This is a genomic window from Winogradskyella forsetii (assembly GCF_013394595.1).
GTDB classification, from domain to species: domain Bacteria; phylum Bacteroidota; class Bacteroidia; order Flavobacteriales; family Flavobacteriaceae; genus Winogradskyella; species Winogradskyella forsetii.
The window spans coordinates 4,150,963-4,173,261 of sequence record NZ_CP053348.1; the positions used below are offsets into that span (position 1 = coordinate 4,150,963).

The following is a 22,299-nucleotide window of genomic DNA, read 5'->3' on the forward strand; positions in this document are numbered from 1 at the left end:
AAAAGTTATCCGTATTTAAAGTCTGCTAAAATTTTACATAAAAATGATTTTAAGTATTTTAGACACTTACTTCAAAAATAACACTAAAAAACTAACTATGGCACTTGTAACACCATTGTCTGCGGAACATGATTTAGAAACTAAAGAACTCGCAGAATTCTTTAATGAAACCCTTGGATTTTGTCCAAATTCGGTGTTGACCATGCAACGCAGACCTGCAATAAGTAAAGCGTTTATCAATTTGAATAAAGCCGTTATGGCCAATGAAGGTCGTGTGACCTCAGCTTTAAAACGTATGATTGCTTGGGTCAGTAGTAATGCTACAGGTTGTCGATATTGCCAAGCACATGCCATTAGAGCTGCGGAACGTTATGGTGCAGAACAAGACCAACTGGATCACATTTGGGACTATAGAACACATCCAGCTTTTAATGAAGCCGAACGTGCGGCATTGGATTTTAGTTTGGCTGCTTCACAAGTCCCAAATGCTGTAAATGCAGAAATTAAAAAGCGCTTATATCAACATTGGGATGAAGGCGAAATTGTTGAAATGTTAGGTGTGATTTCCCTCTTTGGCTATTTGAACCGTTGGAATGATTCCATGGGAACTGATATCGAAGAAGGTGCGGTTGAAAGTGGGAATCAATATTTGGGAAAACATGGATTTGAGGTTGGGAAGCATGATGGGTCACATTATTAAAATGAAGACGTTATGAAGTTATTAAACAGAAATACCCTCATACTAATTAGTATTTTATTAGTTATTGGTTGTAAATCTTCAGAAAAGGATAAAAAAGATCAGAGCTTTACATTTATCGGAAGAAACGATTATACCATAAATAGTTACAATGGATTAGCATATTACAGACTCAATAAAACCAAAAAATTTATGGATGGTTATTATGTGGTTGGAAGCGAAATGACCAAATGGGAAGAATTTGAGTTTAAAGAAGGCTTATTGAACGGTGATTATATTGTTTTTCATCCCAATGGCGAAATGTCCTCACAGTCCAAATATTCAAATGGTAAAAAACATGGGGACGAACTTTTATATTTTGCAAATGGGGTTTTAAACAGTAAGAGCACATTCAAGAACGATGTTTTAGTGGGAAGCAAATACACGTATTTTGAAAATGGAAAAGTACAATCAGAATCTAAAATCGAGGATGGCAAACCGATAGAAACACAGTATTTTAATATTCTAGGAAATATTGTTGCCCAAAGTTTTATAAAGGACGGAAGAACCATAACCCAAAAAATAGTTGAGGGCAAGATTTACTCAGAAATGGTGTCATCTAACTACGACACTTACGAGACTATTAAGTTTTATAATGAAGATGGAAGCACTAAAATTTATTTGCAACGCATTGAAGAAAATGAGACCATGTATATTTTAGAATTAGATGATGATGGTAACGAAATAAAACGCGTTGATGTTAAGGCAAATCCTCAAGAGGCTATGAAATATGCAGCTTTGTTTAGTTAGTTTTTTTGACAAAATCTGTCCTTATTTTATCAAGAAATTTGCTGAAAACCTTTAAAAACCTCACTTAATATTGAGGTTTTTTTATTTAACACGAAAATATTTCAGCTTCAAAATAGCGCTTTATTAAAGCTAATTTGGCATGGCTATTTACCAAAGAAAGGCTCAAATTTTTGAAAAAATCACCTTTTCTTGTTACACATTATACTTCTATAACGTTATTAAAGTAGATGACCAAGTTAGAATTTAAAAATACTGTTTTTGTTTTATCAGAAAAGCTATTTCCTATGGTTTCAAGAATTTTAGGTTCTCATGAAAAGACGGAAGATGCCATACAAGAGATAATGATTAAATTATGGCAAAAAAGAGGGAAGCTTAGAGATCATCCGAATATCAATGGCTTTGTTTTTTTGACTGCTCGTAATTATTGTTTGGATGTTCTTAGGAAAAAGAAAATTGAACCGTATGATGGGGTAAGTCATCTAAAAATTATAAAGTCTAAAGACGAAAACCAAATAGAATGGCAAGAGCTTAACCAAATTATAACTGAAATTTTAAAAACTTTACCATTACAACAGAAAGAAGTCTTTTTAATGAGAAATATAGATGGTTATGAATTTACAGAAATTGCCGCAGCATTAAACATTAAACAAACACATGCACGGGTTTTAATTTCTAGAGCAAGAAAAGAAATTGGTAGCGTACTTCTAAAAACATATGATTATGAAAAAGGAGCATATTAAAGAAATTTTCGAAAAATATAAAAATGGACAAACGTCTTTGGAAGAAGAGCAGTTTTTATTTAAAAATGCCTCCGCGGACTTAAAGTTTCCATTATTGGAATGGATAAATTTTGAGAAAAAAAATAAAAAACAAATCACAGACGATTTCAATGAAAGGCTTTGGCTTTCCTTTGAGAAAAAAACACAGCCCAAAACAAGGCTATTAAGAAGAGTCTTAATCGCTGCAGCTTCAATTGTATTACTTTTTACATTCTACATCAAAAATAAGCAAGAAAACACTCAAAGTCTATGGGAAAAAGAAGCGTTATTAATGGAGGCCAAAAGTATGTTTTCTGAAATTGAACAAAACACGAATCGAGAAATAATTTTTGACAGTGATTTGGTTACCATATATGCTTCAAAGGAATAAACTTAAACTTTAAAATTAAATATTATGAAAAAAATAGCATTCACATTAACTTTTCTAGCATTATGTAGCTTTAGCATTTTTGCACAACAACAGAATAAAACAGACTTGCAGATAAAGATTAAGGAAGATAAAAAACCATTAATCTTTGTTGACGGGAAAAAATTCGATTTTTCAATGGATTTAATAGATCAGAGTAAAATAGAGTCGGTTAATGTTATCAAAGGTGAAAAAGCCAAAGCATCATATGGCACATCAAATGGAGTGGTTTTAATTACAACCAAACTTAATGATAAGAACCTTTCTGAAACTAATGAAAAATCTGAAAATCCGAAAAAACCAGTTATCATTATTGACGGGAAAATAGCCGATCATTCAGCATTAGACATGCTTGAACCAGAACAAATAGAAAAAGTGGAGGTTTTAAAAGGAGAAAAGGCAATAGAAAAATATAATTCGCCAAATGGAGTAGTTATTATAACGACAAAGAAGGAATAGTTTACTAAGCACAATATAAAATTTAAACCTCGCATATTTGCGAGGTTTTTTATTTGTTATACTTTACTCACTCATTTGGGCCTTTCACTCATTCTCTGTTTTTAAACCTCTTCTTCAAACTTACATTTGAGTAAACCAACACAATTACTCATGGGCAAAGTACCACTTAAAATCATTTTCTTTCTATTGTTCATTCCAATAATGAGCTTTGCGCAACGAGGCGTTGTAAAAGGTGTTCTAACCACGGAAACTGACGGTTTACCTTTACCTGGAGCATCTATTATTATTAAAGGAACCGCTAAAGGAGTACTAACAGATTTTGATGGAAATTATAGCATTAATTGCAATGTTGGTGACGTTCTGGTTGTTACCTATGTGGGAATGACATCAAGAGAAATCAAAGTCACAGCAGAAATGTTTGGTGTTGAAAAACGCATTTTTGTTGAACAAATACCTGTAAAAACTATTGAAAGCGATGCGTACAACAAGGCTTTAAAATCGGTAAAACAAGAAAGCTTTCAAATTCCTGATTTAGAAGATTCCAAGCAGACATTTAATAAAAATGGAACTTATAATCAATTCCAACGTATTAAAACGATTGATATTAAACCACAGCATGTCCATTTAACATATTTTGATCCAGACATTTATTTTGAAGTTGGCATGAACTCCACTTTAAGTTTTCAGTATGTAAAGAATAATAATCTACCCGAATTACAAAATAAATTTAGCCAAGGCGCCACACAAAATGGAGCATTAACTTTTCTTGGTCCAGAAACGGGAAACGTTTTTTCTTATGGTCCAAGTGTAAATAGTTTAGAATTTGATGGTACCAATTACAACTTCGATTCAAACGGACAGTTAGTCCCTTTAGGAAACGGTAATGGCAAAAAGGCGAACGCTTATGATAACACACTTTTTAATACAGCAATTAACACATCAAACAACATATTTTTCAATGTTGAAAGCTACAATTGGATTGCCAATATAGATTATATCAATAAAAGTTCTGATGATATTTTTGGTCGTAATCGGAGTACAACCAATGATGTAATTTTGAGCTATAAAACAACCAAATATCAAGATAGAAAATTGGATTGGAACACATTTGTTAAGTACGGAAAACGCATTAACAACCAACCCAATATTAATGGTTTTATTAATAATCTTCTCTTAAATTCTTGGATTACACCAAACTCTTTCTCTAATACTCAAGGTACTATTATTGCAGATAATACGCAGCGCAGTTTTAATCCTTCAAACTATAATAATCCGGAATGGCTTTTTAATAATAACAAAAACTTTGATGTTAATGATTTATTTGTGGTGAGTCTTCAAAATGATATAGAACCTAGTGATGATTTTAAAATTCAAACTCATGTAAACTATAAAACAACTGAAAATGACCAAAATTTCGGATTGGTAGCCAATACTGTTGGATTTGAAGATGGTTATTTAAGCCATAAAACCATAAAGAAAAATACTTTTAACGGTACTTTACTCCTAGATTATGAAAAATATATTGGGGAAATTGAATTGAAATTAAATTCCGTTACCAATTATAGCCATGACAATTTAAAGTATGCATTTAAGGAATCTGAAGGCTATGATGATTTTTCGTTTTCCAATCCAAATAGTTCAACTTTAACAGAGCATCAACGTCACAGAAATACGGTTAACCTTAAGCAAGATATTTCTATTACCCATTCAAAAGGCGTAGAGGTTGGTCTTTGTACTAATTCTTACGTGTCATCCATTCAAGGCGATAAATGGTTTTTACCAACAACAAGAGTGCAATTAAATCTTTTAGATTTAATTGATATTTACGATTTCAGATATATTTATTTAAGTGCAAGTAGTGCTTACAATATCAACGAAATGCCTTTATTCTACACCAACCAAAGTCATAATAGTTTAACGTTATCACCTTCTGAAAGTTTAAACTACACCAGTAATATTGATTTGTTTGCGAACGAAAGTATTGAACTCGAAGAAAAACACGACTATAATTTTAGTACCAAAGTTGGTTTTAGAATCCTTAATGCCAATTGGAATTTTGAAGCCAACTATTTTGGTTCTAAAACTGAAGGAAGCGTATTTCCCGTTTTAGAAAATAATGTGTTTCAACTTCAAAATATAGCAGATATTAATAATAGAGGTTTGGAATTGGTATTGGAAGCCTCGAACTACTCTAATGAACTAAAATGGAATGCCAACATTAACTTTTTTACCAATAATACCGAAGTTTTAAAAGTTTACAATGCTCAAGAACGCGTTGCCATTGCTGGCTTTAATTCAGTTTCAAAAAACCTAATTGTTGGCGAACCTGCAGGAATCATAGTTGGTTCTGCTTATGCTCGAGACGAGCAAGCCAATCTAATTATTGATGTCAATGGTTATCCTATGGTTGCTACTGAACAACGTATTATTGGTGATCCTACGCCAGATTTTACGCTAGGTTTTTTCAATGCCTTAGAATGGAAAAATTTCAAATTTAATTTTACACTTAACTATCAAAAAGGAGGCGACGTCTGGAACGGCACACAAAACGTACTCAATTATTTTGGTACATCACAGCAATCCGCTGACGAAAGAGGTATTACAAACTTTGTTTTCGACGGTATAACCCAACAAGGCAATCCCAATACAACTAATGTAGATTTTTACAATCCTACAAACGGAATTGAGAATAACCGATTTGTGCGTTACGGGTTTGAAGGCGTAGCTGAAGACGCCATTGAAGATGCTAGTTTTCTTAATTTAAAAAGCATTCAGATTTCTTACGATTTTGGTAAGGATTACGACTCCTTTTTCAGACAATTTGAAATCGGCTTTTACGCCAATAATTTATTCACTTTTACAAAATATAGTGGCGCATCCCCTCAATCTTCGCTTTTTGACACCAATTCTGGGAATAACCTCAACTTTTTTAACACACCTCTAATCACAGAAGTTGGTTTTAAAGCTCAACTTAAAATATAAATCTTATGAAACGTATTCTAAAACATTCTAAAATTTCAATACTTGTAGCTCTTAGTGTTTTGTCCTTATTATCATTTAAGGCCTACAAATCGTTACATAATCCTCTCGAAAAAATCTATACTCAAACTGATAGACCATTTTATTTTCCAAACGAAACCATTTGGTTTAAATCTTATATAGTTGGCACAGATAATACCATCTCTACATTAAGCGATATTATGCATGCCGAATTAATTTCACCAAAAGGAGCGATTGTAAAATCCTTAAGGCTTATCGTAAAACAGGGTTATGCCTATGGCGATTTTTTGATTGATGAAAATTGGGTTGGCGGTATTTACACGTTAAAATGTTATACCAATTGGATGAATAATTTTGGAGATGAGGCCTTTTTTACAAAAAAAATAACCGTTCAGAAAGTGGTAAAACCAAACCTGCTATTGAATTTGAAGTTTGAAAAGGAAGGATACGGAAAATCATCTCAGGTCATCTCTAATTTTGAAGCCAAAGATCTAAAAAACAAACCTCTTTCCAATACTGAAATAGAATTCACAGTAAGCGTAAAAGGCAACATTATTTTATCCGAAACCTCAATTACGGATGCTGAAGGAAAACTTAAACCCACTTTTAATCTGCCAGATACTTTAGAGTCTTCAGACGTCGTTTTAAACATCTTGGTCGATTATAAAGGCACAACAGAATCGATTTCTAGGGCTGTACCTGTAGTTTTACACACTATCGACTTACAATTTTTACCTGAAAGCGGAAATATAGTCGCTGGTACGCTGAACAAAATCGCGTTAAAAGCAATTAATGAATTTGGAAAACCTGTAGATGTCAAAGGCGATATTTTAGATCAAAACAATGTTGTGGTTTCAAGTTTTGAAAGTTATCACGATGGTATGGGAAGCTTCAACCTAAATGCCGTAAATAACAAAACGTATTATGCCAAGCTAAAAGAACCATTTGTATCAGATGAATTAATACCCCTTCCAAAAGTACATAAAAATGGTGTTCGTTTTTCAGTGGTTAGTGATAGTTTAAAAACCCATATCAATCTGTTTTCAACCTATTCCACAGATTTGTTTCTAGAAGTTTCAAACGCAAGCGGTGTACTTATTAAAGAACCAATTTCAAAACAAAAAAGAATGGTTTTAGATACTAAGGATTTTCCTATTGGGATTTCAAAATTCAGTATTAAAAATGCTTATGGTAGCACATTCGCAGAACGTTTGGTATTTCTAAATGCACATAAACAATTAAACATAGATTTGAGTTTAGATAAGGAAAGTTTCAACACCAGAGAAAAAGTAAAACTGGTGGTTAAGACTTATGACAATGCCAACAATCCAATTCCTGCAAACCTGTCTATTGCTATTGCAGATAATAAATTAATTTCTTTTGCAGACGATAAACAAGACCATATTTTATCGTACTTGCTATTATCTTCAGAATTAAAAGGTAAAATTCATAAGCCCGATTTTTACCTCAACCCAAAAGAACCAAAATCTAAGGAAGCTTTAGATTATCTAATGCTAACGCAAGGTTGGAGAACATATATTGATAGCCCAATGGTGACGCCAGAAAACGCACAATTTATTGCGGAAAAAAGTGCTATTCAAACTGGTATGGTTTTAGATAAAAAGGGAAAGCCAACGCAAGCACACCTGTTACTTTTTGATAGATATGGTAACAAAGTTTTAGTTTTTGACACCGCTGAAGATGGTTCGTTTCTATTCAAGTACAATAAAAATAGACATCTCACATTAATGGCTTATAAAGATAGCGGAGAAAGCCTCACTATAGAAAAAACCAAATTTAAAAAGGGAAATTATAAAAATCAAACTGAAAACAAGGCTTTCGAAAATAAGGATGGATTTAAGGAGTTTTCAAAAAACGAAAGACCTTTAAAACAACCTATCAAGGAAAAAGCTACGGTGGCAATTAACTTGGAAGAAGACAGTAGTAACCTAGACGAAGTCGTCGTTGTTGGTTACGGCACCATGAGCAAACAAGCTCTTACTGGTGCTGTCTCGCAAATTAGAGCTGAGGATATTTCTGTTAAGGACAACTCTATTTTAAATGTTTTACAAGGTCGCGTTGCAGGTGTAAATGTAATTAATACAAATGGGCAACCAGGTAGCGCTCCGGCAGTTAGAATAAGAGGCGTTGGGTCAGTTTCTGGAAACAACGAGCCTTTAGTTGTGGTCGATGGTGTACCATACGAACAATCTGCCTTAAGCGATATCGACCCTCAACGTGTATCTAGTGTCACAGTTTTAAAAGATGCGGCTGCCCAATCTATTTATGGAAGTCGTGGCGCTAATGGTGTGATCATTATTAACACAAAAAGTGGACAGGATTTCAGAAGTTATGGTAACAAAAAGAAATTAAATAATGCCAAATATAACAACTACGCCATTCACCAATTTTACAATAATAGTCACGTAACTCTCAATACACCAAACACCTTTTATATGCCTAAATATGAAGGCGAAAGTATACCAGAAGAGCGTACAGATTTCAGACAAACCATTTACTGGAATCCTGTAGTGCAAACCAATAGCGATGGCATTGCAGAATTGGAATTTTATAATTCTGATGCTATTACCTCTTTCAAGATTATGGCAGAAGGCATTGGTTTTAATGGCCTTATTGGTAAAAAAGAACACTTATATGCCACTAAAAAACTATTAAGTGTTGATTTTAAATCGCCAAATTATATGGTGCTCAATGACATAATTAATTTACCTATTACCATTACAAATGAAACTGAAAAATCGATTGAAACCAAGTTGGAAATTCAGCTTCCAAAGTATTTAAAGCTTGTTGAAGCTTTTGATGATAACATTACAATCGACGCAAAAAGTGCCATAACAAAAACTATAAAAGTAACACCAATTGAAAAAGGTAACGAGGTAGAAATATCAATACTTACAACTTCTGAAAACTATAACGATGTTGTAACAAAACAAGCGACCATTTTAAGTCCTTACTTTCCAACAGAATTATCTATTTCTGGGTCACAATCCGAAAGTTTTGAATTCAGCATTAATCACGCAGTAGAAAACACTATCACCACAGAATTCAACATTTATACAGATGTTGTTGGCGATGTTATGAATGGTATAGAAGCTTTAATTCGCCAACCTTATGGTTGTTTTGAGCAAACCTCATCATCAACCTATCCAAATATTATGGTCTTAAAATATTTGAAAGAAGCAGGAAAAAGCAATCCTGAAATTGAATCTAAAGCTCTAGATTTTATAATAAAAGGTTATGAAAGATTGATAAGTTTTGAAACCTCTCAAGGTGGATTTGAATGGTTTGGGCACACGCCTCCTCACGAAACTTTAACGGCTTATGGGATTTTAGAATTTACCGAAATGAAAGAGGTCTATGCTGGTGTAGATAATAAAATGATTGCTAGAACCGTGAATTGGTTATTAAGCAGAAAAGACGGGAAAGGTGGCTTTAAAAAGAGTAAAAAAGGTTATGATAGTTTTGCGAGTTCGCCATCAGATGTAGCAAATGCTTATATCGTTTATGCCTTAAGTGAAGCCAAAATTAAAGCTGATATTTCGCTAGAATATAATACAGCATACAACGATGCCATAAAAAGTAATGACACTTATAAAATGGCTTTGCTCGCTATGACGAGTTATAACCTTAATCAGCTAGAAAATGCTAAAACCCTTATTGCAAAGATTAAAAGCAATATTACCGAATATGGATTTGAAAAGCTACCTATAGAAAACACGATTACACGTTCTTATGGTGAATCTAAAAACATAGAAACCACAGCGCTGACCTTATTAGCTTTAATGGATGAAACCACTCCAGATGAAACTTTGATTGCAGAAGGCATTGATTATTTGGTAAAACAAAGAAAACACAATAGGTTTGGTTCTACCCAAGCCACTGCAATGGCTTTAAAAGCACTTATTAATTATACTAAGAAACAGAAACAAAGAATGATGAGTGAAAGGGCTAATATAACGCTGATTGTAAATGGAAAATCATTAACTAGAAAGTTGGAGATGACCAACGATGGTAAAATTGCAATTCGTGATTTTGAATCCTATTTAACAACTGGAAAGCAAAATGTAACGGTTAAATTCAACAATTCAAAAGCCGAATTCCCCTATTCCTTAAATATAAAATGGGATAGTACTTTACCTAATAGTTCTGAAATATGTCCTTTACAATTAGAAACGACTATTTTAAATAAAACCTATGCTGTTGGTGATAATGTGAGTTTTAATATCGCTGTTACCAACACAAAACAAGAACCACTTGCTATGACGACTGCAATTATTGGTCTTCCTTCAGGAACAACGGCACAACCTTGGCAGCTCAAGCAAATTCTTGAGGAAAATAAAGTCGCCTATTATGAGATTTTCGATAATTATTTAGTCTTTTATTGGCGAGAATTTAGAGCCTCAGAAACCAAAAATATAAGACTAGACCTTAAAGCAGATATTGCTGGAAATTATAAAGCACCTGCAAGTACAGTGTATTTATATTATGGTGATGAAAACAAAACTTGGATTGATGGGAATGCACTTGAAATTGTTAAATAAATAATTTTTATTTCTTTTTGAATTGAAACCTTGCTAGTGATAGTGAGGTTTTTTTTGTTTTTTAGGTTTCAATATCAAACCATGTCACAGCAACTGATATTCTGGATACTATTTTAGCAAAAAGTTCATGTCTTAATGGTTTTTAAGAAGACATTATACTTTTGACTCAAACAAATTTGGATTATGAAGTTTTTAAGCGAAAATTACATTGTGATAGTTATTTTACTGCTTGTGATCTGGAAAGGAATTTTTGAACCTTTCTATTTCAAAAATAAAAAACTGAATAATAAACATCAAAAATTTATAATTTGTCAAAAACCAAAAAATATTAAGGCTTATGCTAACCTAATGAAAGCTACTCGTCTCAAAGAAAAACGATTTAGTAAGCAGCTATTGAAATTAATTAAATTAATCCTTTTATAATTTTCTGCAACTCCGACACAACTAATTCCTCAAACCAAGGATGCTTACTTCTCCAAAAACGATTGGTCGGCGAAGGATGCGGAATCGGAAAATATGTTGGTAAATACTCTTTATAATTTCCAACGCGCTCTGTCAAGTTCTTTTTATCGTTCAAATAATAATTTTGTGCATACGCACCAATTAAAATAATCAACTCAACATGCTCCATTTTATCCAATAATTTTTGATGCCATTGTGGTGCACATTCTGGTGTTGGTGGTAAATCTCCTGTTTTCGCTTTGCCAGGATAACAAAATCCAATAGGAACAATAGCGAAGTTTTCAGGGTTATAAAATTGTGCTTCAGAAACATTCAGCCATTTGCGCAATTGCCTTCCGCCAGGATCATCCCAAGCTTTACTTTTTTCATGAGCAATGCGTCCAGGCGCTTGACTCAATAGAATTATTCTAGAATTTTTATGTGCGCTTAGAATTGGGTTAGGTCCTAATGGCAGATGTGCTTTGCATATTTTGCATTGACTGATGTTATGGAGTAATTCTTGCATACTTTAATATAAAAACCCAAATAAATACAACGGAATAATGTTCAAACTTCCCACTTCCATATCGTCCCTGACCACAAAACCATTTGGTACGCCTTGAATCTGTTTTGTTTTTTTGTTCTTTCCACCGATTTCAAAAGTATATTTTCTATCTATTGTAAAATCGCCTTTTTCTGCCAAATGTATCTCGTGTAGGTGCTTCATTTGGTTGGCAAAAAAGGTTTCTCTCAATGTGCCTATTTCTGCATTATTCTTTCCTAAGGCATACACCAAATTTGGATTGTTTAAATATAATTTTTCTGGTTTTGTAAATGCGCCTATTCCTGTGGTCGGTTTGTAAAGTTCCATGATTAAATCTGCACGATCCAAAAGTCGAAGCGCATTAATTAAAAAAGCACGTTGTACGCCCAAACGCTCACTTAATTTAGAAACGTTAGGTGTAAACGGTGCACTTTGGGCAATGGCAACCAACAACTTTTTTATCTTGCGGCTATCTTGGTAGGTTATGTTTTCAACCGCATTCAAATCAATTTCCAAGATTAATGCTATCGTTTGATTTAACTTTTGAATATAACTTTCTTTATTTTCTATATAATACGGATAAGATCCGTGTTTTAAATAGTTTTTAAAGTGTTTAATTATAGATTCAACTTCGTGATTTACTATGTTTCTGGCAATTTCTTTGTGATTTGTCAATAAATCGTCAAGTGAAATTTTTGGAATATCTCTATTAGTTTCAAAATGTAAAAACTCCCGAAAGGACAATTCTTTTAAATTATAACTTACTGCTCTTCGGCTTAAATCGGACTCGCCTTTATAAATTTCTAATATTGAAGAGGACGTGAATACGGTTTTTAACTTTGGGAATTGGTCGTATATCAATTTTAATTCCCTAGACCAATTGGGATATTTATGAACTTCATCTAAAAACAAGTGTGTGCCTCCTTGTAGCACAAAATCTTGTGCTAAGGAAACCAAAGTATTTTCTAAAAAATAAAAATTGTCTAATGAAACATACAAAGGTTCTGCTTCTGGACTGGATTTATTTAGTCTGTATTTTATTTGTTGAAGTAAAAGTGTGGTTTTCCCGGAACCTCTTGCGCCTTTGATGCCAATTAAACGATTGGACCAATCTATCTCGTCTAATAAATAGCGTTTTTTATCAGAAACATTTTTCAATAATTGTTCTTGAAGGGCTACAATATCTTCCATAATTGTTTATTTATAAAACAAAATTAATTAATTATTGTTTTTTAAAAAAACGTTTTTAATTTAATATTGTTTTAATTAAAAACAATTTATGTGTCCAATATTCGACAAAAGACAAAAACATCAGCGTCTATCTGCGAAATCAGCTGGAAAACAACTTATGGATTTGGGATATTTTGCGGATAATCAAAAAATATAACACAATCTAATCCTCATCCTTCAACATACTCTTTAAATCATTGGCATAAGATGGATAAGTGAAAATCATTTTTTTAAAGTCATCAACGGTCATATCATTATTTATGGCGGTTGCAAAAATGTTTATGGTTTCATTCGCCTGTGAACTCAACAAATGAGCGCCGACTATTTTTTTAGTACGCTCATTCACTAAAATTTTATAGGCATAAGCTTCGGCGTTTTCCTTTTTGGCATTGTACCATTCTGAAGCATCACCTTTATAAACGACTACATTTTTGTATCTGCTTTTGGCTTCTTCTTCAGAATAGCCCACACTTGCCAATTGCGGTTTTGTGAATACTACGGATGGCACCAAGGGATCCTGAAACTCCTTTTTGTTACCGTTAACGATGTTATGTCCTGCAATATAACCTTGCAATCCAGAAAGGGGTGTTAATGGCAACGATTTACTAGATACGTCGCCACACGCATACACATTTTCATGACTCACGCTTTGCATAAAATCGTTGACCAAAATGCCTGTTTCATCAGCCTTTATATTGGCATTTTCTAAATCTAGCTTGTCAATAGCTGGAACTCTACCAGCTGTATTAAATATTTTTCGGGCTTTAACGGTTTTTGTTTTACCGTCTTTTTCGTAGGTTAATTTCTTGTTTTTCTTTCGCTTTTCAACTTTTGTAGGTGTTGCATTGAATATAAATTTTACACCATTTTTTTCTAAAACTTCGGTTAGTTTTTCAACTAAAAAAGCATCAAATGGCGCGAGTGCCCTTTCGCCTACTTCAACCATAGTGACTTTACAGCCCAATGTGGAAAGCATGTAGCAAAACTCCATACCAACATAACCAGAACCTATGAATACGGCCGATTTCGGAATTTTTTTCAATTTTAAAATCGTATCGCTTGTTTTCAACACATCTGCACCTTTAAACTCTAAATCTCTTGCTACATAACCTGTGGCAATCACAAATGTATCTGCAGATATGGTCTTGCCCTCAACCACCAATTCATTTTCATTTTTGAATTTTGGCGACTGATGGTATATGCCTAAATCCTTTAAAGTTTTCTCGGTATTTACTGGTACAGGTTTGGTAAATGACTTTTTAAATTTTTGGACCGTTTTCCATTTAACTTTTGGTGTTTTTTTAATCCCTAAATTTTTAAGCTGCTTTGCGTTTTGCACCAAGTCTGCAAACTGTATAAGTACTTTTTTAGGGTCACAACCTCTAGTTGAGCAAGTCCCTCCAAATTCTCTTTTATCTGAAATGGCAACTGACAAGCCTGCTTCTAAACAAGCTTTTGCTGCCGTCTGACCTGCAATTCCGCTACCAATTACAAAGACATTATAATGTTTGGTTTCCATAATCTTAATTTGAACCAGTAAATTATGACTTCTTATTGATAAAGAATGATGCTCTGGGCGAAAAGGTTAACCCATTTACTTTTTTCCAGCAACCACAATAACGATTTCTCCTTTTGGTGGTTTATTGGTGTAATGTTCAAAAACAGCTTTGGCCGTGCCTCTAATGGTTTCTTCGTAAAGTTTGGTTATTTCCCTTGATACAGAAACAGGTCTGTCCTCTCCAAAATACTCGCAAAAATGGCCTAAGGTTTTTGCTAATTTATGTGGGCTTTCATAAAAAATAATGGTTCTGGTTTCTTCGGCAAGTAATAACAATCGCGTTTGTCTTCCTTTTTTTACAGGTAAAAAGCCTTCGAACACGAACTTATCATTGGGCAAACCACTATTGACCAATGCTGGCACAAAAGCTGTTGCTCCAGGTAAGCAATCGACTTCAATATGGTTTTCTACGCATGCTCTTACCAATAAAAACCCTGGATCTGAAATGGCGGGTGTTCCTGCATCACTGATTACCGCAATTGTTAATCCTGATTTTAATTTTTCTATTAAGCCATTGACTGTTTTATGCTCATTGTGCATGTGATGGCTTTGCATTTGCGTAGTGATTTCATAATGCTTCAACAGTTTTCCGGAAGTTCTCGTGTCCTCTGCCAAAATTAAATCCACCTCTTTTAAAACATCGATAGCTCTAAAAGTGATGTCTTTTAGGTTTCCAATTGGTGTTGGGACGATATATAGTTTACTCATATTTATTTCCCGAGAAAGCGGGAATTCATTTTAAAAATTTGACTTCAGCATATTTAGTATAAAATAATAAAGGAAAATTGCAATTGGCTGTTTCTTTTCAAATTTACAATGTTTCTTCTAATTGAAGTCAAAATTTCAACGCAACCCTTTGTAATATTTAGCATCTGTATTATAAGGTAGAGTTTTTAAGTAGGAAAATTATTAACTCAACTGTTATATTGTTGTGTAAACTTAATTTATCCTTGCACTAGTCAAACCTATTATTTTATGATTGGAAAACAAATACGCCTATTGGTTTTATTTCTATTGTGTGCCCAAGTCCATAGTCAGACTACAGATTTGTCTATTGCTGTTGAAGCACAAAACTTAAGCGGAACTGCCATTTCCCAAGTGGATATTTACGAAGATTTTCAATATGTGGTTACGGTTTTAAACTCTGGAAATTCCGTTGATAACGCAACTATATCCATAAATTTTGATTCTGATTTAACAATTAATTCCTATAATTCACAAAATAATAATGCTGGAGCTTCTGATATTTCTAATATTACCGTTACTAGCAATGTTTTGACGGCTTCGATCGCAACGATGCCTAACAACTCTAGTGTAGAATTGCTAGTCTTGGTAACAGCTCCAACTAATCTAGGAGGAATCACGGCGAACGGTACGGTTAATACACCATCGAATATTCAAGACACCAATACCAGTAATAATCAAGCCATTATATCTATTGATGTATTGGATGTTGAACTTGATTTTTCAATAACACATACACAAATTCAACCTTTAGAAGGCACAGCAATTTCGGCTTGGGGAGATTCCGTAACTTATCAATTTACCATTACCAATAATAGTGCTATCGATTTTCCTGTTTCGAGTGTTGAAGGCTTATTAAGCTTAAGTTCCCCTTTTCAAAATGGACAACCGTTGGCACAATTTGTGTCACTAGAATGTTTGACCTCCACAAATGGAACACTTTGCCCTGATTTAACTGGTTTTACAGGGAATTCGTCTCCCATTCAAACGGAAAGCACCTTATTCCTTTTTGGTAACGCCCTTGAAATAACTGCGGGAGGAAGCATCACTTTCCAAGTGGTTTACAGCTACACCAATTTTTCTTGTTCGCCAGATCCCATGCCCATTGCCGCTGATAGTTACATTGAAATTGAGTTGAATACTGCTGAAACCATTATTGTAAGTTCTAATAGTGTCACTACAGACTTACTTTTGGCCGAACTTTGCGAAGAAACCGATATTTGTATCGAAACCATACAGACCAATCCTAACCCTACTGTAAGTTTAGATTATGGACAAGATATTACTTTGGTTACCACTGTATGTAACAACGGCCCTTCTGCAGCACCAATGCGCTTCTTTTTTCAGAATTTATCTATCTTAACTTGGAATATCAGTGCTCTCAATTGTTTAGGAACAACAGGTTCCGTGACTTGTAACGATTTTACGTTAACAGACAATGGTCAAATCTGGCTAAGCAGTGATTTTATGTTACAAGCCAACACTACAATAACTGTTGAAACCGTTTTAAGTTATTTAGAACCCGAATGTGGTCTAAACAATAATAATATTGTAGCAGGGATTAGGAGTGCAACTAACCTTTTAAACAGCCAGATTGTTGATACTGATCCCGACAATAATATTTTTACCAATCAATTAACACTTCCAGCGGTAGAGCCTTGTGAAGCCATAGATTTACAAGTCAGCAAAACGCAAACAAATCCAGAGTTGCCTCTTGGAAATTCTGAGGAAAACACGGCCGCTTGGGGCTTGGTGTCTTATGAGATTACAGTCACTAATATTGGAAATGAGAATGCCATTATTGAGTTACAGGATTATATGCCTGTTCCAGGAATAAACGACCCTTCTATATCTGCTGTTCTACTAGAGGTAGAATGTATTGAAACCACAGGAACTGCATCTTGTTTCCCTATAGAAAATGCCAATATTGGCATCGCATTAGACGGTATTACAGAAGATGGGGAATTTGATACCTTTTGGGAAATTACAGCTGAAGAAAACTGGGAATTACCAGCAAATAGTTCCGTAAGTTTTAGCGTTACCATAGATTGGACGCCAGAGTGTTCAACAGAACCAATGTTTGGCTCCAATACGGTACGTGTAGATTATGGAGGGGATTTAATAGACAGCAATCCCTTAAATAATAGTAGTTCAGTAAAGACTTATTTTGCGCCATGTTTGGATTTGGTGGTGCAAACGTATCCTGAATTCTCGCAAGTCAATACCAACCAAACCTTTAATTGGATTGTAGATATTAGTAATAGTACCACAAGTTCTGATGCTATAGATGTTGTTTTTGAAGATAGTCTTAATCCTGTCTTTACAATAGTTGGAAATCCAATGTGTACCGTTACTTCGGGAACTGCAACTTGCATTACAAATTTTAACACGGCTGGAAATTTTATAACAGGAACCATTCCGACGATGGCAGCGGGTTCTACCGTTAGGGTAAGCATTCCTGTTTCTGCTCCAAGTTTTGGAGGTGCGTTTAATAATATTGCGGAAGCGATTCTTGATGCGACAAACAACGAAGAATTAACACCCGATTCCAATAGTTCTATTAATAGTGTTCAGGTCTTGGCGCCTACGTTACAAAAATCATTTTTACCAGATACTATTATTGAAAGCGGTCAGAGTGAATTAATGTTTACGGTTTTTAATATGGCATCCAACCCTGGTCAAAGTAATATTTCATTTATCGATAATTTACCGAGTGGATTGACGCTTTCAGGAATTCCAAATTGGGTAGAAGCTAATGGCTGTATGGCCACTTTTATAGGAACTGTTGATGACACCTTTGTTGGAATTGAAAATTTGGTGTTTCCTGAAGGCGTAGCGAGTTGTACGTTTTCAGGAATGGTTACTTCTGAAACCGTAGGAACTTATCTTAATAATTTTCAGAATTTCTCGAATAATAACAATGTAGATACGTCTCAGACAAGTGCCACGCTAAATGTTACAATCGATACGTCAAATGTAGATATTGAAATCGCCAAAACCGTAATACCATCGGAAGCTAATTTTGGCCAACATGTAGATTTTACCATTACCGCTACCAACTTAGGAACCACAACCGCAACGTTAGTTGAAGTTATAGATGCATTACCTCAAGGCTATGAATTTATTTCTGCGACCGCAAGTTTCGGTGTATTTGATGATTCAACTTTTATTTGGAATATTCCAAACATTGATTCGAACATATCGGAAACCTTAATCTTAACAGCAAAAGTCATTTCATCAAACGATTTAACCAATGTGGCTATGTTGAACAGCGTCAATGAACCCGATAGAAATCTTACGAATAATGAAGATGATGCAACTGTAGAAATTTCAAATTGTTTAATGATTCCTCAAGGCATTTCGCCAAATGATGATGGGAAAAATGATGTGTTTTTTATTCCCTGTATAGAAGATTATCCTGAAAATACGCTTAAAATTTACAACCGCTATGGTACTCAAATTTATGAAGCCGAGAATTATTTGAATACTTGGAATGGTATTGCTAATATGGGACTTTTAAAAAGTTCCGAGTTGTTACCAGTTGGTACCTATTTTTACGTGCTTGAAATCAATGGCTTTGATGATGGTTTTGTTGGGTATGTTTATTTAAATTATTGAGATTTCAACTTTGCAACCTAATACCAATATACAGATCTAAAGGTTTTTATTTTTTTAGACTTAGTTTTTCCTGATTCAGCATCAATAAATAATGCTTTAGAATTTATTGTTAACGTTGAACATTTCCCAAGTTCTTTCCCATAATTCATTTTAATGTTTTTATGAATTACCCATCGATAAGTTTTTTCCCTTGTAAATTCTAAAGAAAGGGTTCCAATGTCAGAAGAATATTTTTCATAATTTTCAGAATCCCTATTTTCACGATAACCTTTCTTATTTGCTAAAGCTAATGCTTTATTATAATCAATATTTATGTTATAATTTTTAGTTTCAGGAATCCCAATTGAGTCAACTATTTTTAATTCATCTATACATTCAATAGTAACCTCAATTAGATTAAATAAATTACTGTTTTTTTCTAAAATCGAATAAACTAATTCAATAGTTTTAGGTTTTTTATTCTTAAGTTCAAATAGTTGTACTGATTTCTTGTCAAATGTATACCAGCCACTATCTGCTACATCTAATACTATTTTTTCATTAAAAAACTCTAAATCAAAACGCGCTTTTAATAGACTATCAGCTTTTGTTTTACATTTTAAAGCTAAATCATAATAATCCGATTCACTATTAGGGTTATAATTTATAATTTTATGAAGATTTCCTTCGGAAGTATAAATAGTATCTATTTTCACTTCTTCATTCTGTCCAAAAATAAATAACTGGAATATTAAACTTACTAGAATAAAATATATAAATCGCATTAAATGTCCGGTATCAATTGTAAATCTGAATTGCGAAAATCAAATCAACTAAACCGACCTTCGACAACCTCAATAAAACGCGCTTCGTATGCTTCTTTACCCTCCCAATTATTATAGTCTGGCTTCACCATTTCAAGTATTAGCTTTCTAGCATCTCCTAAAGAATTTGTGGTGTTTATTTGAGAAATGACACGATCGTAATCTTCGCTTTTACCTTCAAATAAATGTTTTATAAATGCCAATTTATCATTGAGACCAATATTTAAACGTTTTCCTTTTAGTTTATCATTAAGGGATTTTTTTTCAGATTCAGCTTCACGCTTCTTAGCCGCTTCAATAGGTTCAAATTCTGGAATCGAATCAAAGCCCGATGTAATTGTTTCAAATTCGGTAGAAGATTCGGATGATTCCGTTTTATTGGAAAGAGCTTTTTCCAAAACTGGATCAATTGGTTTGGTTTCTTTAGGCATATGCTCAAACATATCCTTAATTTTCGTCATCACAGGTTCCATAATATCATCATCTTCAACCTCATCCAAGTTAATGTACGTTCTATTTTCAACTTCAATATTATCACTCACTTTATTATTGAATGCGGTATCCAACATATCAAAAAACGAAGAATCGTGACCAATAGTTGGCATTTTATCTTCAAAATTTTCTTGGGCAAATTTTAAAACCGTCAATTTTTCGTAAAGTTGAGACACTTCCTCGTGCAGTTGATCAACATCTTCTCTTCCTGTCAGTTTCAGAATTCTATGCGCTATACTCACTAATTCTGATTCTAATTTCTTTTTCATCTTTTCCTGAATTTTACTTTTGATTTTTAATAAATTTGCGAGACCTTTATAAAAAAACGAAGGCTAATTGGTATAACTTCCATTTAGTGCTAAAATTACAAAATGTTTCTCGAAAATACAGTAAATCAGAAAGAACAATTTGGGTGGATTGAAGTCATCTGCGGTTCCATGTTCTCAGGAAAGACCGAAGAATTAATCCGACGACTTAAGCGCGCGCAATTTGCCAAACAGAAGGTAGAGATTTTTAAACCAGCGGTAGATGTCCGCTATGATGAAGATATGGTGGTGTCTCACGATGCCAATGAAATCCGCTCTACGCCTGTGCCTGCGGCTGCCAATATTCCTATTTTAGCGGATGGATGTGACGTGGTAGGTATTGACGAAGCCCAATTTTTTGATGATGAGATTGTACGTGTTTGTAACGATTTGGCCAACAAAGGGATTCGTGTTATTATTGCTGGTTTGGATATGGATTTTAAAGGCAATCCGTTTGGCCCAATGCCAAATCTTATGGCAACAGCAGAATACGTTACCAAAGTACATGCGGTTTGTACCAAAACAGGGAATTTAGCACAATACAGTTACAGAAAAGCATTGAGCGAAGATTTGGTGTTACTTGGCGAAGTGGATGAATATGAACCTTTGAGCAGAGCTGCCTATTTTAAAAGTATGCAACGCGATAAAGTACGACAGATGAAAGTGAATGATGCCGAGGAAATAGATTCTAAAGACCAAAAACGGAATGCCTAAAGCCCAAGAAACTGTTCTCGAAATTGATTTGAGTGCACTCAACCATAATTTCAATTATTTAAAATCGAAATTACAACCGCAAACAAAATTTTTAGCTGTAGTAAAAGCGTTTGCTTACGGAAGTGACTCAGTTGAAATTGCCAAACATCTTCAAAAATTAAATGTCGATTATTTTGCCGTGGCTTATGCCAAAGAAGGTGTCACTTTAAGGGATGCTGGTATTACGACTCCGATTATGGTGTTGCATCCACAACCTCTAAATTTTAAAACTATTATCGATCATTGTTTAGAACCTAGTATTTATAGTCCCCATATTTTAAATGAATTTATAAAAACTGCTGAAGCACAATCTCAAAAGAATTACCCAATTCACATCAAATTCAATACAGGATTAAATCGTCTTGGGTTTAAAGAGAGCGGTATTGATACTATTATTTCAAAACTTAAAAATACGCCATCGGTTAAGGTAAAATCCCTGTTTTCTCATTTAGCGGCTAGTGAAGATACTAACGAGCTGGATTTCACCAGGCTTCAAATTGAAAGATTTAATAGGGTAGCCGAAATGTTTGAAAAAAAATCGGACACAAAACCTTGGTTACACCTCTGCAATACATCTGGTGTAGTCAATTATCCCGAAGCTCATTTTGATATGGTCAGATGTGGTATTGGACTTTATGGTTTTGGAAATTCTGCTAAAGAAGATAACAACCTTAAACCCATAGCCAGTTTAAAATCTGTAATTTCTCAAATTCATGAGATAGAAAAAGACGAAACCGTAGGCTATAACAGAGCTTATACATCCACTGGGAATGAAAAATCAGCAACCATACCAATTGGTCACGCAGATGGCATTAACCGAATTTACGGTAAAGGCAATGGTTTTGTAGTTATCAACGGAAAAAAAGCTCCCATAATTGGTAATGTCTGTATGGACATGATCATGGTAAACGTTTCTAATATTGACTGTAAAGAGGGAGACGAGGTTATCATCTTTAATTCCGATTATAGGGCCAGTAATCTATCCGAATCTGCAAAAACCATATCCTACGAAATCATAACCGCTGTTTCTCAACGCGTTAAACGTATTTTTTTGAATGAAACTCAAAGTTGAAATTTTAACTTTTCAATTTTTTAAATTACATTAGCTATCTATTCACT

The 22,299-nt window shown here is 33.9% G+C and carries 16 protein-coding genes; 10 read left to right on the top strand and 6 right to left on the bottom strand.

From position 1 onward, the window contains the following. Positions 1-97 precede the first annotated feature (97 nt). The 7 genes from HM987_RS17790 to HM987_RS17820 all read left to right on the top strand — a co-directional run bounded on the left by HM987_RS17790 (position 98) and on the right by HM987_RS17820 (position 10,692). The gene (locus tag HM987_RS17790) at positions 98-700 is read left to right on the top strand and encodes a carboxymuconolactone decarboxylase family protein (RefSeq protein ID WP_179010141.1); all 603 of its coding nucleotides are present in this window, start codon (positions 98-100) and stop codon (positions 698-700) included. 12 nt (positions 701-712) lie between these two features. Continuing rightward, positions 713-1,486 (top strand): toxin-antitoxin system YwqK family antitoxin, encoded by a 774-nt coding sequence (locus tag HM987_RS17795; RefSeq protein ID WP_179009353.1) that lies wholly within the window; start codon positions 713-715, stop codon positions 1,484-1,486. A gap of 227 nt (positions 1,487-1,713) precedes the next feature. Then, a complete protein-coding gene (locus HM987_RS17800) occupies positions 1,714-2,226 on the top strand; it encodes an RNA polymerase sigma factor (RefSeq protein WP_179009354.1) in 513 nt (170 codons plus the stop codon). Continuing rightward, positions 2,207-2,635 carry a hypothetical protein gene (locus HM987_RS17805; RefSeq protein ID WP_179009355.1) on the top strand — a complete coding sequence of 143 codons (429 nt, stop codon included), beginning with the start codon at positions 2,207-2,209 and terminating at the stop codon, positions 2,633-2,635. The genes HM987_RS17800 and HM987_RS17805 overlap by 20 nt, the downstream gene beginning before the upstream one ends. A 24-nt stretch (positions 2,636-2,659) precedes the next feature. Continuing rightward, complete coding sequence (locus HM987_RS17810) at positions 2,660-3,130, top strand: hypothetical protein (RefSeq protein ID WP_179009356.1); 471 nt, start codon at positions 2,660-2,662, stop codon at positions 3,128-3,130. 126 nt (positions 3,131-3,256) lie between these two features. Continuing rightward, complete coding sequence (locus HM987_RS17815) at positions 3,257-6,112, top strand: carboxypeptidase-like regulatory domain-containing protein (protein ID WP_229724507.1); 2,856 nt, start codon at positions 3,257-3,259, stop codon at positions 6,110-6,112. 5 nt (positions 6,113-6,117) lie between these two features. Then, positions 6,118-10,692: a TonB-dependent receptor plug domain-containing protein gene (locus tag HM987_RS17820; protein ID WP_179009357.1), complete on the top strand. Its 4,575-nt coding sequence runs from the start codon at positions 6,118-6,120 to the stop codon at positions 10,690-10,692. A 403-nt stretch (positions 10,693-11,095) separates the two neighbouring features. On the opposite strand, the gene HM987_RS17825 is transcribed toward HM987_RS17820, so the two are convergent. The 4 genes from HM987_RS17825 to rsmI form a co-directional block, all read right to left on the bottom strand. Continuing rightward, entirely contained in the window at positions 11,096-11,659 is a 564-nt protein-coding gene (locus tag HM987_RS17825) for a uracil-DNA glycosylase family protein (RefSeq protein ID WP_179009358.1), read from the bottom strand. Positions 11,660-11,662: 3 nt separating this feature from the next. Beyond that, complete coding sequence (locus tag HM987_RS17830) at positions 11,663-12,868, bottom strand: ATP-binding protein (protein WP_179009359.1); 1,206 nt, start codon at positions 12,866-12,868, stop codon at positions 11,663-11,665. Positions 12,869-13,070: 202 nt separating this feature from the next. Beyond that, positions 13,071-14,426 carry a dihydrolipoyl dehydrogenase family protein gene (locus HM987_RS17835; protein ID WP_179009360.1) on the bottom strand — a complete coding sequence of 452 codons (1,356 nt, stop codon included), beginning with the start codon at positions 14,424-14,426 and terminating at the stop codon, positions 13,071-13,073. Between the two features lie 75 nt (positions 14,427-14,501). Further along, entirely contained in the window at positions 14,502-15,173 is a 672-nt protein-coding gene (gene rsmI, locus HM987_RS17840) for a 16S rRNA (cytidine(1402)-2'-O)-methyltransferase (protein WP_179009361.1), read from the bottom strand. A 267-nt stretch (positions 15,174-15,440) separates the two neighbouring features. Here rsmI and HM987_RS17845 point away from each other — a divergent pair, with 267 nt between their 5' ends. Next, complete coding sequence (locus HM987_RS17845) at positions 15,441-18,827, top strand: DUF7933 domain-containing protein (RefSeq protein WP_179009362.1); 3,387 nt, start codon at positions 15,441-15,443, stop codon at positions 18,825-18,827. 17 nt (positions 18,828-18,844) lie between these two features. On the opposite strand, the gene HM987_RS17850 is transcribed toward HM987_RS17845, so the two are convergent. Then, a complete protein-coding gene (locus tag HM987_RS17850) occupies positions 18,845-19,522 on the bottom strand; it encodes a hypothetical protein (RefSeq protein ID WP_179009363.1) in 678 nt (225 codons plus the stop codon). Between the two features lie 113 nt (positions 19,523-19,635). Then, positions 19,636-20,391 (bottom strand): hypothetical protein, encoded by a 756-nt coding sequence (locus HM987_RS17855; protein WP_179009364.1) that lies wholly within the window; start codon positions 20,389-20,391, stop codon positions 19,636-19,638. 102 nt (positions 20,392-20,493) lie between these two features. Here HM987_RS17855 and HM987_RS17860 point away from each other — a divergent pair, with 102 nt between their 5' ends. Both HM987_RS17860 and alr read left to right on the top strand, forming a co-directional pair. After that, complete coding sequence (locus tag HM987_RS17860) at positions 20,494-21,141, top strand: thymidine kinase (RefSeq protein WP_179009365.1); 648 nt, start codon at positions 20,494-20,496, stop codon at positions 21,139-21,141. Next, complete coding sequence (alr, locus tag HM987_RS17865; protein ID WP_179009366.1) at positions 21,134-22,252, top strand: alanine racemase; 1,119 nt, start codon at positions 21,134-21,136, stop codon at positions 22,250-22,252. Before HM987_RS17860 ends, alr begins: the two co-directional genes overlap by 8 nt. Positions 22,253-22,299: the final 47 nt, after the last annotated feature.